Origin of the sequence: Vibrio artabrorum, from assembly GCF_024347295.1 — a bacterium.
Lineage (GTDB): Bacteria > Pseudomonadota > Gammaproteobacteria > Enterobacterales > Vibrionaceae > Vibrio > Vibrio artabrorum.
Genome location: NZ_AP025458.1, coordinates 1,273,033 through 1,287,490, shown reverse-complemented (window position 1 = coordinate 1,287,490; position 14,458 = coordinate 1,273,033). Strand labels below are relative to the sequence as shown.

14 protein-coding genes are annotated in these 14,458 nt (G+C 45.4%); 6 read left to right on the top strand and 8 right to left on the bottom strand.

Annotation, left to right across the window (positions count from 1 at the left end; genetic code table 11):
* Positions 1-93: 93 nt before the first annotated feature.
* Both speB and speA read right to left on the bottom strand, forming a co-directional pair.
* Positions 94-1,023 (bottom strand): agmatinase, encoded by a 930-nt coding sequence (gene speB / locus OCU36_RS05945; RefSeq protein ID WP_261839473.1) that lies wholly within the window; start codon positions 1,021-1,023, stop codon positions 94-96.
* On the bottom strand, positions 1,023-2,912 hold the full coding sequence (gene speA, locus OCU36_RS05940) for an arginine decarboxylase (protein WP_261839693.1): 1,890 nt from the start codon (positions 2,910-2,912) through the stop codon (positions 1,023-1,025). The genes speB and speA overlap by 1 nt, the downstream gene beginning before the upstream one ends.
* A gap of 358 nt (positions 2,913-3,270) precedes the next feature.
* Here speA and OCU36_RS05935 point away from each other — a divergent pair, with 358 nt between their 5' ends.
* The 3 genes from OCU36_RS05935 to OCU36_RS05925 all read left to right on the top strand — a co-directional run bounded on the left by OCU36_RS05935 (position 3,271) and on the right by OCU36_RS05925 (position 6,619).
* Complete coding sequence (locus tag OCU36_RS05935; RefSeq protein WP_261839472.1) at positions 3,271-4,707, top strand: coniferyl aldehyde dehydrogenase; 1,437 nt, start codon at positions 3,271-3,273, stop codon at positions 4,705-4,707.
* On the top strand, positions 4,704-5,282 hold the full coding sequence (locus OCU36_RS05930; protein WP_261839471.1) for a TetR/AcrR family transcriptional regulator: 579 nt from the start codon (positions 4,704-4,706) through the stop codon (positions 5,280-5,282). Before OCU36_RS05935 ends, OCU36_RS05930 begins: the two co-directional genes overlap by 4 nt.
* Positions 5,283-5,380: 98 nt before the next feature.
* Positions 5,381-6,619 (top strand): leucine-rich repeat-containing protein kinase family protein, encoded by a 1,239-nt coding sequence (locus OCU36_RS05925; RefSeq protein ID WP_261839470.1) that lies wholly within the window; start codon positions 5,381-5,383, stop codon positions 6,617-6,619.
* Between the two features lie 160 nt (positions 6,620-6,779).
* Here OCU36_RS05925 and OCU36_RS05920 read toward each other — a convergent pair whose 3' ends face one another.
* The 6 genes from OCU36_RS05920 to thrS all read right to left on the bottom strand — a co-directional run bounded on the left by OCU36_RS05920 (position 6,780) and on the right by thrS (position 10,995).
* Positions 6,780-7,229 carry a hypothetical protein gene (locus OCU36_RS05920; RefSeq protein WP_261839469.1) on the bottom strand — a complete coding sequence of 150 codons (450 nt, stop codon included), beginning with the start codon at positions 7,227-7,229 and terminating at the stop codon, positions 6,780-6,782.
* Between the two features lie 63 nt (positions 7,230-7,292).
* Complete coding sequence (yqfB, locus tag OCU36_RS05915; RefSeq protein ID WP_261839468.1) at positions 7,293-7,607, bottom strand: N(4)-acetylcytidine aminohydrolase; 315 nt, start codon at positions 7,605-7,607, stop codon at positions 7,293-7,295.
* A gap of 210 nt (positions 7,608-7,817) precedes the next feature.
* Entirely contained in the window at positions 7,818-8,171 is a 354-nt protein-coding gene (gene rplT / locus OCU36_RS05910) for a 50S ribosomal protein L20 (RefSeq protein WP_004733517.1), read from the bottom strand.
* A 42-nt stretch (positions 8,172-8,213) separates the two neighbouring features.
* Positions 8,214-8,408, bottom strand: coding sequence for a 50S ribosomal protein L35 (rpmI, locus tag OCU36_RS05905; protein WP_004738430.1), 195 nt, complete (start codon positions 8,406-8,408; stop codon positions 8,214-8,216).
* Between the two features lie 104 nt (positions 8,409-8,512).
* Positions 8,513-9,064 carry a translation initiation factor IF-3 gene (infC, locus tag OCU36_RS05900; RefSeq protein WP_076654893.1) on the bottom strand — a complete coding sequence of 184 codons (552 nt, stop codon included), beginning with the start codon at positions 9,062-9,064 and terminating at the stop codon, positions 8,513-8,515.
* Between the two features lie 2 nt (positions 9,065-9,066).
* Complete coding sequence (gene thrS, locus OCU36_RS05895) at positions 9,067-10,995, bottom strand: threonine--tRNA ligase (protein WP_261839467.1); 1,929 nt, start codon at positions 10,993-10,995, stop codon at positions 9,067-9,069.
* Between the two features lie 332 nt (positions 10,996-11,327).
* Between thrS and hutC the strand changes: the two genes are divergently transcribed.
* The 3 genes from hutC (at position 11,328) to hutG (ending at position 14,440) form a co-directional block, all read left to right on the top strand.
* Positions 11,328-12,041: a histidine utilization repressor gene (hutC, locus tag OCU36_RS05890; RefSeq protein WP_261839466.1), complete on the top strand. Its 714-nt coding sequence runs from the start codon at positions 11,328-11,330 to the stop codon at positions 12,039-12,041.
* Between the two features lie 112 nt (positions 12,042-12,153).
* Positions 12,154-13,404 (top strand): imidazolonepropionase, encoded by a 1,251-nt coding sequence (gene hutI, locus OCU36_RS05885; protein WP_261839465.1) that lies wholly within the window; start codon positions 12,154-12,156, stop codon positions 13,402-13,404.
* Entirely contained in the window at positions 13,391-14,440 is a 1,050-nt protein-coding gene (hutG, locus tag OCU36_RS05880; protein WP_261839464.1) for a formimidoylglutamase, read from the top strand. The genes hutI and hutG overlap by 14 nt, the downstream gene beginning before the upstream one ends.
* Positions 14,441-14,458: the final 18 nt, after the last annotated feature.

Below are 14,458 nucleotides of genomic sequence, written 5' to 3'. Positions count from 1 at the left end.
GGGGTTCACATACGTCAAAATCAAAAAAGCCCACCAAGTAAAACCTGATGGGCTTGCAAATTATTATGCAACGTTATGCTTTAGCCATGAAAGTTAGGATTTCGCGAAGCGATTTGCCGTCCAAACATAAAGCAACTCAAGAGCAATCGTCGCACCAGCCAGTGCCGTAATCTCGCTTTGGTCATACGCTGGAGAAACTTCTACAACGTCCATGCCAACCATGTTGATGCCTTGCAGGCCGCGAATGATTTTCAGCACTTTATCGGAATTCAAACCACCGCATACTGGTGTGCCCGTACCCGGAGCAAAAGCAGGATCCAGACAGTCGATATCAAACGTTAGGTAAACGGGCTTATCACCGACAATGCCTTTCACTTGAGCAATGATCTCGTCAACGCTCATGTCGTTCGCTTGCATCGCGTTAATAACATTAAAGCCATGACCTTCCTGCTTGTACTCTGTACGAATACCAATTTGCACTGAATGTTCAGGTGAAATTAAACCTTCATTTGGCGCATGGTAGAACATGGTGCCGTGATCATAACGACTGCCCTGACTGTAAGTATCAGTGTGCGCGTCGAAGTGAATCAGAGCCATCTCACCGTACTTCTTGCCGTATGCTCTTAGCAAAGGCAGTGTAATGAAGTGATCACCACCTAAACCTAGCAATGTTTTTCCGCTGTTTAGGATCGCATCGGCCGCCGCTTCTAAACGCTGCGTTAAGTCTTCGGCATCACCACAATCAAACACAAGATCGCCAGCATCAATGACCGAGGTGTGTTCAAATACATTGAAGTCCCAAGGGAATTTTTTACCCTCCCACGCCAAGTTAACTGATGCACGACGAATCGCATCAGGTCCCATACGAGCACCCGGTCGCCCCGATGTCGCCATATCTAACGGCGCGCCCAACACAACCACATCCGCATCATTGTCGATTGGGTTCTGTACCAATGGACGACGCATAAACGTCATCGCATTGGAGTACAGCGAATAATCGGGTTTGGTAAATAGATCGTTCATTAAAAATCCTCAAGATAGGTGTAACCCATCAAGCCTTGCTCTAACTCTTCCAGTACACTTTGCTGCTCTTGAGCTGGTACTTTCGCCGTGACTAATTCTTTGTAGTTCTGACGAATCAAGTCCATATCGATATGAACATAACGCATCATGTCTTCAACCGTGTCGCCTTCGTTGATGTAATCGATGTTCGCTTCACCGCTTTCATCAACATTCACCACGACACTGTGCGTATCACCAAATAGGTTATGCATATCACCCAAGATCTCTTGGTATGCGCCTACTAAGAAGAAACCCATCAGGTAAGGTTCATCTGGGTTCCATGCTGGAACTGGCAACGTTGTTTCAATACCTTGACCATCAACATACTGGTCAATCGTGCCGTCAGAGTCACATGTGATATCCAGTACTACCGCGCGTCGCTCGTCTGCATTATCCAAACCACTTAGAGGCAATACAGGGAACACCTGATCGATACCCCAAGCATCTGGTAAAGACTGGAACAACGAGAAGTTCACGAAGAACTTGTCGGCTAAACGCTCACTCAACTCATCCAAAATAGGACGATGGTAGCGGTTCTTAGTGCTCATTCGTGAGCTAAGTTCGTAGTTAATACGCAAAGACATCTGCTCCGCCCAAGCACGGTGCTGAAGATTCAACATGCCTGTCGCAAATTGGTTGTGTGCTTCTGCGATATCACTTTGCGTGTCGTTGTAGATCTCAATCAACGCGCGGTCATCATTGCCAGCATCTAACTCTAAGAAGTTTTTCCACATGTTGTGTAGCAACAGAGGTGCATCTGCTTCTGGCGCCGCCATGCTTTCTGGGGAATAGCTCTCAGTACCAATCACGTTAGTCACTAACACGGCATGGTGCGCAGTCAATGAACGACCCGATTCTGAAATAATCACAGGTTGTGGTTGATTGTAGAGCTGACAAATATCCCCGACTGTCATCACGATGTTCCGCGCGTACTCAAGTAAGCCGTAGTTCATTGAGTTTGAAGACTGACTGCGTGTGCCATCATAGTCCACCGCCAAACCACCACCCACATCCAGGTATTTCAACTGAGCACCGATATCACGCAGTTCACAGTAGAAACGAGCCGCTTCACTCACGCCATTTCGCACATCACGAATATTGGCCATTTGTGAGCCAAGATGGAAATGCACTAATTCCAGAACATCGAGTTGATTTTCTGCTTTCAAGCGTTCAATAACGGTCAGTACTTGTGATGCAGACAAGCCGAACTTCGACTTCTCGCCACCACTGGCTTGCCATTTACCTGCACCTTGAGAAGCAAGACGAATGCGTAAACCTAAACGCGGTTTCACGCCAAGTGCTTTCGCTTCAGACATCACAAGATCAAGCTCTGATAGCTTCTCTAGAACGATAAAAACCTTGTGTCCTAGTTTTTCACCAATCAGCGCAAGACGGATGTATTCTCTGTCTTTATAACCGTTGCATACGATCACTGAGCTTGCTTTTTGAGCCAGCGCCAATACCGCTAATAGTTCTGGCTTACTGCCCGCCTCTAGACCAAGCTGCTTCTGCTCTAATTGAGCTTGGCTGGCTAAGATCTCATCAACGACTTCTTTTTGCTGGTTCACTTTAATCGGGTAAACAAGCAAGTAACGGTTGTCGTACTGATATTCGTCGATAGCTTGGTTAAATGCGTTACAGATATTGTGCACACGTTGATGCACTATTTGAGGAAAACGCACAAGAGCAGGCAAACCAATATTTCGCTGCTCTAACTGTTTTACGATCTGACTGAGCGGAACTTGATGATCGGTTTCACTCGGTGAAACATACACCTCGCCATTATCATCAATCCCATAAAAACCTTGGCTCCAGTGCTTCACATTATACTCAGCACGGATGCGTTCCAAATTAACCGAATTTTCCAATTCTAGAGACCTCACACTATAGGGCCATCGACAGAAGATACCTCTTAGGAATAGCGAGGTATAACCCAACAAAAAGCGTTTAAAAACGATTTGTTAGCTGCATTAACCGATATTATGAAGAACGAGTCCAACCATTGATATTAATGGTTACGATTACACTTACTTGTCGACAATCGGAGTTAAAGTCTCAAGTAAGCTATTGGAAGATTTTAGTCTAAAAAGAAGACTAACGCGTATTAAGTGGCGCTTCTTTTTTGACTATTAACCTTGCAATCCCTCGCGTCTACTTGTAACTTCAACTGACCAACCAGTCGGTCAGTTTTCGAATTTAGGGGATACTATGGACCATAATCTAAACCTTGAACCCAACACATCGAGCACCAATGACATGGCTCAAATGTTCAACCGACAAAAAGACTACTACCGAAATCATGCTAACCCCACACTTGAGAAGAGAAGAAAAGACCTCTCGCTACTCAAAGCGTTGTTAATGCGCTATCAAGGTCAATTGATTGAGGCGGTATCTAAGGATTATGGTCATCGAGCAAAATACGACAGCTTGATTGCTGATATCACCCCTTCTCTTCATCAAATCAATTACAGTGGTAAGAACTTAAAGAAGTGGTTGAAGCCATCACGCCGCAAAGCTGGTTTGATGCTGACACCAGCTAAGATCACGGTGCATTATCAGCCTTTAGGCGTTGTCGGTATCATTGTTCCTTGGAACTTCCCAATCATGCTCTCTTTAGGTCCTCTTATTACTGCGCTAGCTGCAGGCAACACTGCGATGCTCAAGATGTCAGAATTTACTCCGGCGACCAACCGTGTTTTAAAAGCGATGTTGGCTGAAGGCTTTAGTGAAGATCAGGTTGCAATTATCGAAGGCGAAGCTGACGTTTCCGCTCAATTTAGCCAGCTGCCGTTTGACCATATCCTATTCACAGGCTCAAGCGCGGTAGGTAAACACGTCATGAGAGCTGCGGCTAACAACTTAACGCCAGTTACCTTGGAATTGGGCGGTAAATCGCCAACCATTATTGCCCCCGATTTTGATGTGGCTGACGCCGTTGAACGCATCCTGTTTGCAAAAAGCTTAAACGCTGGCCAAATTTGTGTAGCGCCTGATTACATCTTATTGCCGCGAGAAAAAACGGACGAGTTCATCACAGCCTACAAGCGTTATTTCAAGAAACTTTATAAAGCGGGGATTGAGAGCAAAGACTTAACCTCTGTGGTCAACATGCGCCAATACAATCGCTTGAAGGGTGTCATCGAAGACGCACAAGCGAAAGGGGCGATGATTCACACCGTCACCGAACAAGCGCAAGACGATCTAAACCACAGAATGACACCACACCTTCTCACCAAAGTGAGCGATGACATGGTTGCGATGCAAGAAGAGCTGTTTGGTCCTGTTCTGCCTATCGTGCCTTATGATTCTATTGAAGAAGCGATAAACTACATCACAGAAAGAGAACGCCCACTCGCTCTGTACTTAATGAGCCATAATAAAGAAACCCAAGACACGTTTTTATCAAACACCCACTCTGGCGGTGTATGTATTAACGACTCTTTGGTACATGTGGCAGCAGAAGACGCGCCGTTCGGTGGCATTGGCCCTTCAGGCATGGGACATTATCACGGCATTGAAGGCTTCAAGACCTTTAGTCATGCTAAAACTGTGCTAAGTAGAGGAAAAATCAACTTCACCAAATTAATGCATCCTCCATACCACAACCCAATCAAGAAACTGATGTTCAAAGTACTCAATAGATGATCACCAAAAGACAAAAAATCCTAGATGCTGCACTCCTGCTTTTCTCTCAACAAGGGCTAGAGGGCACATCTACCGGACAAATAGCGAAAACAGCCGGCGTGGCAAAAGCGACGTTGTTCCACCACTTCGAAAACAAATCTCTATTGATTGATGAACTGTTTCGCGAGCTGAAGCTAGAGCTATTCTCGACCCTTCAACTGCACACTGATGTGGCAGTAGAAGATCGCTACCAAGCCTTTAAGTGCATGTGGTTCACAGGGATTGAGTGGGCATTAGCAAATCCGGTTGCGATGAAGTTCTTCACCAATGTTCATTTCGACCCAACGACTCAAACTCGAGAAGTGATTGTTTCACAGATGTTCGCATCGCTAGACGAGATCATTTTGCTAGGGCAAGAAGATGGTGAATTAATGGTGTTAGACATTAACCTTGTGAGGCACTTTATCCATAGTCACTTTTTGATTTGTGCCAACTGGCTGATTGAACAAAGTGAGTCTTCGCCAGAGCAAACATCGAAGTGCATCAACGATAGCTTTGATATGTGTTGGCGAGCCATCGGGAGTCTGAAGTCATAAGTTCCCCAACGAACCTTGAACATCAAGACGGAAGCTCGCCTTTCTCGATTGAGACAAGTAAACTACGCGCCTCGAACATCTATTGATAAGGCTAAGGTTTGCATACTCTAGAACAACTAAAATCAGGGCAACTCAAAGGGATTAAGCGCTTAAAACTGTCAGAAGGTCTCACCGGGTTTCCTTTGGAGATCTTGGAACTTGCCGATTCTCTTGAAATTCTAGACCTTTCAGGCAATCAACTGTCAGATTTACCGGAAGAGTTATCACAGTTGACAAACCTGCGTATTATCTTCGCGTCAAATAATCTGTTTACGCACCTGCCTGATGTTCTGGGGTCACTTCCTAAGCTTGAAATGGTTGGCTTCAAAACCAATCGAATCAAAACCGTTAGCGAGCAGTCTCTGCCGACTCAATTACGTTGGTTAATTCTGACCGACAATGAGATTGAGATTCTGCCTAGCTCACTAGGTGAAAGACCACGACTACAGAAACTGGCATTAGCAGGCAACAAGATTCGCGTTTTGCCAGAAAGCATGGAAAACCTATCCAACCTTGAGCTGGTTCGTCTGTCTGCAAACCAACTGACTGAATTCCCAGAGTTCCTTATCAAGCTACCAAAACTGGCTTGGTTAGCGTTTGCGGGTAACCCGTTTTGCAAACACCCAAGCAGCTTAGATTGCGTGCCTGCCGTAAGCTCACAATGCTACTCACTCAATCAAGTGCTGGGCCAAGGCGCGTCTGGGGTAATTTCACATGCTAGCTGGTTGAACGGTGATTTTGATTTCCCACAGGAAGTCGCTGTAAAAGTATTTAAAGGTGAAGTAACAAGCGACGGCTACCCACACGATGAGCTCGAAGCGTGTTTGCAGGCTGGTCATCATAGCAACCTAGTGAAGTCTATCGCTCAAGTCGACGAGTCAGACTACCTAGCATTGGTGATGGAGCTTATCCCGAGCAACTATTACAACCTAGGTTTGCCCCCTACTCTAGAAAGCTGCACTCGCGATACCTTCAACGAAGGCTTTGAGCTTTCAATTACTCAGATCAATAGCATTACCGAACAGATGATTGATGTGTTTGAACACTTGCATGCCAACAAAGTCTGTCATGGTGATCTATACGCTCACAACACTTTAGTGAACGAGCAAGGTCAAATGATCTTTGGTGACTTTGGCGCTGCGACTATCTACGGCTACCTAACTGAAGAACAGCAACAAGGTATTCGTCGTATCGAAGCTCGCGCATTAAAGTACTTTATTGAAGACCTACTAACGGTTTGTGCAAAGCAAGATCAAGACAGCGAGCTTTATAGTCAACTAGCGAACTTAGAAGCTTAATGGCTTAATGGCTTAATGGCTTAATAGCTTAATAGCTTAATAGCGCGTTGATTAGAAGTACTCGGTCGAATTGAAAACAACAAAGCCAACATCACTGTTGGCTTTGTTGTTATTGGAACATCACTTATTTTCATGGGCAAGCAAGGTCGGCTAAAAAGGATTAACGCTCAGCCTGCACCAATTTCAAATACGAATGCAGCTCACCATTTTTATATTCCACCGCAGAGTGAATATTAAGGTCAGCACGAGCCACAACAGCAAACTGGTAGCGGTTCTCACCCTTTAAAATCTCGACGTGTAACAAGCCATCTTTTAACTGCCACTGCCCTGTCGTTTCAAATCGATCGAACAAACGATATTCAATCAAAGAACCGTCAGCATAGAAGTGTACTTCAGTAATGTAACCGCCGGGGCAACTCTTCACCCACACTCGGTTCTCGATATCACTGACAGTGAAGTCACGCTTTGTTTCGCGCCACGCTAAAAAGCCTTCACTCTCATAAAGAGCACTGTCGAGATCCTTTCGAGTGATTAACGGCTGATCCGTCTGCTCGCGACAATAAAGCTGAAGCATTATCGGTAGAACACAGCCAGCCTGTAATTCATTCATCAACAACTCCCTCTCTAATCGCAACCCAGACTCACTTGTACACTGGATGCTCAATCACGCTTCTTAAACAAGCTCGTAAGAAACTACGTACAGTTGAGAGATACCCGGATAGATATCTTGAATCACGTCTTTCAGTACTTGCAGCGTCATGTTCTCTTGCTGAGCATGGAACTCACCTAAGTCATCAAACAAAATTGGCTCAACGCTGATGATCTTAAGATGACAGAACACACGTCCTTGCTCTAGCGTTGATACTTCCACAACACTGCCTGGCTGGTAGTCACGCTCAGATTCATCGCGAATAGTAATCGTCTTCTTGCCAGAAAGGATGTCAGTTTCAAAACGTTCGAAGAACGTCATAGTCGTCGGTGCGGTCATTTATCTCGGTCGCTTAACATTAAAAGGTTAGGTAGATGTTTATATACCAGAATGCTTGTTCAAGCGAATAAAAATTAGATACGGAAATTGATAACGTCATACCCAAGACTGACGAAGGAAGGAGTTGGGAATCTTTAAAAGCCAAACTGCAGGCAATAAAAAAGGAGAACCGAAGTTCTCCTTTTCTTAAACCTTTAAGCTAACTCTAAATTATAGAGATGCTTTCGCTTTTTCAACTAGAACAGCAAATGCTGCTTTGTCGAATACTGCGATGTCAGCAAGAATCTTACGGTCGATCTCGATAGATGCTTTCTTAAGGCCATTGATGAAACGGCTGTAAGATAGACCATTTTGACGAGATGCCGCGTTGATACGTGCAATCCAAAGTTGACGGAATTGACGTTTCTTGTTGCGACGGTCACGGTAAGCGTATTGACCAGCTTTGGTAACTGCTTGGAAAGCTACGCGGTAAACACGTGAACGTGCTCCGTAGTAACCTTTAGCTTGTTTTAGAACTTTCTTATGACGTGCACGAGCTTGTACACCACGTTTTACGCGAGGCATTATGCTTCTCCTAAACTAAACGAATTTATAAACTAAAAAGAATTAAGCGTATGGCATCATACGTAGAACTTGAGCAACTTCACATTTAGGAAGGATCGAGTTCGGACGAAGCTGACGCTTGTTCTTAGTAGTACGCTTAGTCAGGATGTGACGTTTACCAGCGTGCTTAAACTTAATACCACCAGCAGTTTTCTGGAAACGCTTAGCAGCACCTTTGTTGGTTTTCATCTTAGGCATGATGAATAACTCCGCATTGTTGAGTTGTTAATAACATAGTAATTAGGGCGAATAAAACCCCGCAACCTGAGGCTGCAGGGTTTAATTACTTGTAAAGCCGTTAATTACTTCTTTTTAGGGGCCAACACCATGATCATCTGGCGACCTTCAATTCTCGTTGGGAAAGATTCGACTACTGCAAATTCTTCAGTATCCGCTTTCAAACGATTAAGAACGTCAACACCGATTTCTTGGTGAGCCATTTCGCGGCCACGGAAGCGAATTGTTACCTTCACTTTGTTGCCGTCTTCTAGGAAACCAGTCAGGTTGCGTAGTTTTACCTGATAGTCTCCAATATCAGTTCCAGGTCGGAATTTAATTTCCTTGATCTGAACCTGCTTTTGCTTCTTCTTCTGCTCTTTCGCAGCTTTGCTCTTCTCGAAGAGGAACTTACCGTAGTCCATCACACGACAAACTGGCGGCTCGGCGTTAGGGCTGATCTCTACAAGATCCATACCAGCTTCATTTGCTGCTTCCATCGCTTCAGCGATTGAAACCACACCAACAGCTTCGCCGTCAGCGCCAGTTAGACGCACTTCACGAACGCCACGAATGTCACCGTTTAAACGGTGCTGGTTTTGTTTGGCCGGTTGTTGGCCACGTCTTCCGCCTTTAATAGCTATTCCTCCAGATTGAGCTTACGGCTTGAAACCTCGGCTTGGATGTATGAAATAAAGTCATCCACTTTAAATTTGCCAAGGTCTTTACCTTTACGAGTCCGTACTGCAATTTCGCCGGCTTCCATTTCTTGGTCACCACACACAAGCATGAACGGTACACGTTTCAAAGTATGTTCGCGGATTTTAAAGCCAATCTTCTCATTTCTCAAGTCTGCTTTGACTCTAAATCCACTTTTTTGCAGTTTTTTCGTAATTTCTTGTACATATTCAGACTGTTTGTCTGTAATACCCATTACAACTGCTTGTTCTGGCGCCAACCACGTTGGGAAGAAGCCAGCATATTCTTCAATAAGAATACCAATGAAGCGCTCCAGTGAACCTAAAATCGCGCGGTGGATCATAACTGGCGTGTGACGCTCGTTATCTTCACCTACGTAAGTCGCACCTAAACGTTCTGGTAATGCAAAATCGAGCTGCACTGTACCACATTGCCAAGCGCGGTCCAAACAATCATGCAAAGTAAATTCAATCTTAGGTCCGTAGAACGCACCCTCGCCTTCTTGAATCTCATATGCAATGTCCATTGCCTCTAGCGCTTGCTTAAGATCAGCCTCTGCACGGTCCCACATTTCGTCTGAACCCACACGCTGTTCTGGACGAGTAGACAGCTTCACAACAATGCTATCGAAGCCGAAAGTTTTGTAAGTATCGTAAACCATTTCAATACAAGCTTTTACTTCTTGTTGAACTTGGTCTTCTGTACAGAATACGTGAGCATCATCTTGAGTGAAGCCACGAACACGCATAATGCCGTGAAGTGCGCCAGACGGCTCGTTACGGTGACATGAGCCAAACTCAGCCATACGTAACGGTAGATCACGGTAAGACTTCAAACCTTGGTTGAAGATTTGAACGTGACCAGGACAGTTCATTGGCTTGATAGCGTATTCACGGTTCTCTGAAGAAGTAGTGAACATCGCTTCAGCGTACTTATCCCAGTGACCAGAGCGTTCCCAAAGAACACGGTCCATCATTAATGGGCCTTTAACTTCTTGGTAATCGTACTCAGTCAGTTTTTGACGAATAAAGACTTCTAGCTCACGGAAGATAGTCCAACCGTTGTGGTGCCAGAACACCATGCCTGGTGCTTCTTGCTGCATGTGGAATAGGTCAAGCGCTTTACCGATTTTACGGTGGTCACGTTTAGCCGCTTCTTCTAGACGCACAAGGTGAGCTTTAAGCGCCTTCTTGTCGTGGAATGCAGTGCCGTAGATACGTTGAAGCATCTTGTTGTCACTGTTACCACGCCAGTATGCACCCGCTACGTTAAGTAGAGTGAAGTGCTGACAGAAGCTCATGTTAGGCACGTGTGGACCACGACACATATCGATGTATTCTTCGTGATGGTACAGGCCTGGACGATCGTCTTTAGAAACGTTCTCGTCCAAGATTTCAATCTTGTAAGTCTCGCCGCGAGCTTCGAATGCGTCGCGCGCTTCCTGCCAGCTAACTTTCTTCTTAACAACCTGGTACTTGGTCTTCGCTAGCTCTTTCATGCGCTTTTCGATCTTTTCTAGATCTTCTTGCGTTAGAGAGTGCTCAAGATCGATATCGTAGTAGAAACCGTTATCGATAGTAGGACCGATCGCCATTTTCGCTTCTGGAAAAAGCTGCTTAACCGCGTGGCCTAAAAGGTGAGCACAAGAGTGACGCACGATCTCAAGGCCATCAACTTCATCTTTAGCTGTGATGATTTCAAGGCTTGCATCGTTTTCGATAAGATCACAAGCATCAACACGCTCGCCGTCTACACGACCAGCAATGGTTGCTTTCGCAAGGCCAGGACCGATTGATAGGGCAACATCTAGCGTTGATACAGGGTTGTCAAATTGACGCTGACTGCCGTCAGGAAGAGTAATAATTGGCATTATTTGTCCTTTACAGTGGTGTTGCACACCAAGCAACACATGAAAATGTTTAATATATGTTTTTCAATCAACCAGTATGTTGATCGGAGATATATGCATAATAAAGATACCCACATAGAAGCAAATACAGATGCCCCCCTTTGTGAGTAGCCGAACATTGTAACGAAATTATATGAAATAACAATGTTCGTCCCACCGCGCTATCAAACTATACGGTTAAGTGTCCTCGATATTTACCCCATCCTTATAGAACGACCGCACATTACCAGAGAAAGTATTGAAATCATGAAAAATTCCGCTACTCTATTTGTATAGTCAAATAAGGTTTCATTATGTCGAAAGCGCCACTCTACCTACAGATAAAACAGTTCATTGATGACAAAATCACCAGTGGTCACTGGCCAGTGGGTGACCAGATAACCACCGAACTCGAACTCACCGAGCAGTTCAATGTGAGTCGAATGACGGTTAATAAAGCCATTCGAGATCTGGTATCTGAAGGCAAGCTGATCCGGAAACCAAGGCTGGGGACTTTTGTCTGTGAACCAAACGAAAAAGCACAATCTCCGCTGCTTGATATCAACAACATCGCGCAAGAGATCACAGACCGAGGTCAAACGTATACAAGCCAAGTTATCAAACACGAGAGCATCAAGGCTGATGAAAGCACGGCTACACGGTTAGGTGTGATGATCAATGCAGAAGTGTTCTATAGTGAAATCATCCACTTTGCCGACAACACGCCGATACAACTGGAAGTGCGCTGGGTGAGCTCTCAAGCAGCCCCTAGCTACCTAGAGCAAGATTTTTCAACCTCAACTCCCAATCAATACCTTTCAAAAAGTTGCCCATTGAGTGCCATTGAACACACGGTTGAAGCCATTATTCCAGACTCTCAAATTAGAACGTCATTAAAGCTATCTGAATCAGAGCCTTGCCTACTTTTGAATAGAAGAACATGGAGTAAAGATCGTTTAATCAGCTTTGCATTACTCTACCATCCGGGATCCAAGTACAAATTAAGCTCCAAGATACTTCTAGATTAAGAACATCATCCCGATCGCCGGTCACATTTTCGCAACATCAACTTGATTAAGGTCAGCGTTTAGCTTATTTATTTGTATATACATTTTATGATTAGCAAAGAACTAGGCGATTATGAATTTAATCCTTAAAAATGCACGAGTGGTCTCAATGAGCCCGGGAGCCGATGGTTATCAGCCCTCTTCCCCTCAAGATATCGTGATCGAAGACGGTAAGATCGTGTCTATCTCTTGTTCAAACCAAGGCGTACTTACGACTGAGTTAGAGCAAATAAGCATTGATGGTTCTTTGGATTACGATACCTACGACTGCAAAAACAAACTTGTCACCCCTGGATTGATTGATTGCCACACTCATCTCATATTTGCGGGTAATCGTGCTAATGAGTTTGAGCAACGTTTGAATGGTGTCTGTTACACCGACATCGCTAAACAAGGCGGCGGTATTCTAGCGACAGTCACTGCAACACGCGCAGCACTGGAGTCCGAACTGGTTGAAATGGCGTTGCCAAGGCTTGATGGCTTATTAAGAAGTGGCGTAACCAGTATTGAAGTAAAATCCGGCTATGGTTTAACACTTAATGATGAACTTAAGATGTTACGTGCAGCTAAAGCGTTAGAGAATCATCGCCGAATTAAGATCACCACCACTCTCCTTGCCGCCCATGCTGTGCCGCCCGAATATAAAGAACAGCCAGATCGCTACGTTGATTTGGTTTGCCAAGAGATCATTCCTAAAGTCGCAGAGCAAGGCCTAGCCGATGCGGTTGACGTATTCTGCGAATCTATCGGCTTCAACCTAGAGCAAACCGAACGAATCTTTGCAGCAGCCAAAGCTCATGGACTCGCGATAAAAGGCCACACTGAGCAGCTTTCGAATTTGGGCGGCAGCGCACTTGCAGCAAAATACGGTGCACTCTCTGTCGACCATGTTGAATACCTTGATGAAACCGGGGTAAAAGCACTGGCAAAATCCGGCACAGTAGCCACGTTATTACCCGGTGCTTTCTACTTCTTGAAAGAAACCCAACAGCCACCCGTTGCCCGACTTCGTGAACACAACGTTCCAATGGCGATCGCGACCGACTTAAACCCCGGCACTTCACCCTTTGCTGATTTAACACTGATGATGAACATGAGCTGCACCCTGTTTGGTACGACACCTGAAGAAGCATTGCGTGGTGTCACTTGTAACGCTGCCGCTGCCATTGGTGACTCCCAAACTAAAGGCAAAGTCGACATCGGTTATGCCGCTGATTTAGCTATCTGGAATATCGATCACCCTGCCGATCTAAGCTATCAAATCGGTATTGCTCATCTGCATAGACGCATCGTTAATGGCGAGGTGTGTCATGACTCAATCTAAATCCAACGGCATTCAAAAAAACGCAGAAACCGTACATAACTTTGTGTGGACCGGACGTAATGATCTTGAAGATGGCGCACTCGGTACTCGCGTTCATCACATTACCAAGCAAGTACAAAGTAGTGATTTAAGTGACGCACTGACTGACGGTGCTATCGCCTTGGTTGGCTTTGCCAGCGATGCCGGTGTTGCAAGAAATAAAGGACGCGGGGGCGCGAAACAAGCACCTAACTTGATCCGCCAAGCTCTGGCGAATATGGCTTGGCACAGTGATGCACACATTGCCGATCTCGGTGATATTGAGTGCAATGATGGTCAGTTAGAAGTCAGCCAAACACAGTGTGCTTCTGTGATTGCCAATGCTCTATCAACTAACAAAGTGATTACCCTTGGCGGTGGTCACGAAGTGGCTTGGGCGTCGTTCCAAGGCCTCGCTGAACGCCTTCACCAAGATCAACCTGAACACAAACCTAAAATAGGCATCGTTAACTTTGATGCTCACTTTGATCTTCGTGAATTTGAAAGCGACATCGCCGACGTTAAACCAAGCTCTGGCACGCCTTTTAACCAGATAAGTGACTACTGCCACAGACATCAATGGCCGTTTCATTACGCTTGTCTTGGCGTTAGCGCGGCCAGTAATACCCAAGCGCTATTTAACAAAGCCGACCAACTCAGTGTTTGGTATGAGCTCGACCGCAATATGACCCTAGTGAATCAAGTCACTCAACTGGTCAAGTTGCAAAAATTCATCACTGACTGTGATTACCTCTACCTCACTATCGACCTCGACGTATTCCCAGCTGCGACAGCGCCGGGCGTGAGCGCTCCAGCGGCACGAGGCGTGAGTTATGAAGCACTCGCTCCTTTTCTAGAACAGATATACCAACACAGCGAAAAACTGATTATCGCGGACATTGCGGAATATAACCCAAACTACGACGTCGATGGCCAAACGGCTCGATTAGCGGCGCGTTTATGTTGGGATATTGCCAGTGCAATGGCAGGCGACTCACCCAGCTATACCGATAACTAAAACTAAAACTAAAACTAC

Bases quoted from the DNA above. Each gene is read 5' to 3' on its own strand.
- hutC (WP_261839466.1), top strand. From the start codon at position 11,328: ATGTCGAAAGCGCCACTCTACCTACAGATAAAACAGTTCATTGATGAC.
- yqfB (WP_261839468.1), bottom strand. From the start codon at position 7,607: ATGACCGCACCGACGACTATGACGTTCTTCGAACGTTTTGAAACTGAC.
- OCU36_RS05930 (WP_261839471.1), top strand. From the start codon at position 4,704: ATGATCACCAAAAGACAAAAAATCCTAGATGCTGCACTCCTGCTTTTC.
- speB (WP_261839473.1), bottom strand. From the start codon at position 1,023: ATGAACGATCTATTTACCAAACCCGATTATTCGCTGTACTCCAATGCG.
- hutI (WP_261839465.1), top strand. From the start codon at position 12,154: ATGAATTTAATCCTTAAAAATGCACGAGTGGTCTCAATGAGCCCGGGA.
- rpmI (WP_004738430.1), bottom strand. From the start codon at position 8,408: ATGCCTAAGATGAAAACCAACAAAGGTGCTGCTAAGCGTTTCCAGAAA.
- OCU36_RS05920 (WP_261839469.1), bottom strand. From the start codon at position 7,229: ATGAATGAATTACAGGCTGGCTGTGTTCTACCGATAATGCTTCAGCTT.
- hutG (WP_261839464.1), top strand. From the start codon at position 13,391: ATGACTCAATCTAAATCCAACGGCATTCAAAAAAACGCAGAAACCGTA.
- rplT (WP_004733517.1), bottom strand. From the start codon at position 8,171: ATGCCTCGCGTAAAACGTGGTGTACAAGCTCGTGCACGTCATAAGAAA.
- thrS (WP_261839467.1), bottom strand. From the start codon at position 10,995: ATGCCAATTATTACTCTTCCTGACGGCAGTCAGCGTCAATTTGACAAC.
- OCU36_RS05935 (WP_261839472.1), top strand. From the start codon at position 3,271: ATGGACCATAATCTAAACCTTGAACCCAACACATCGAGCACCAATGAC.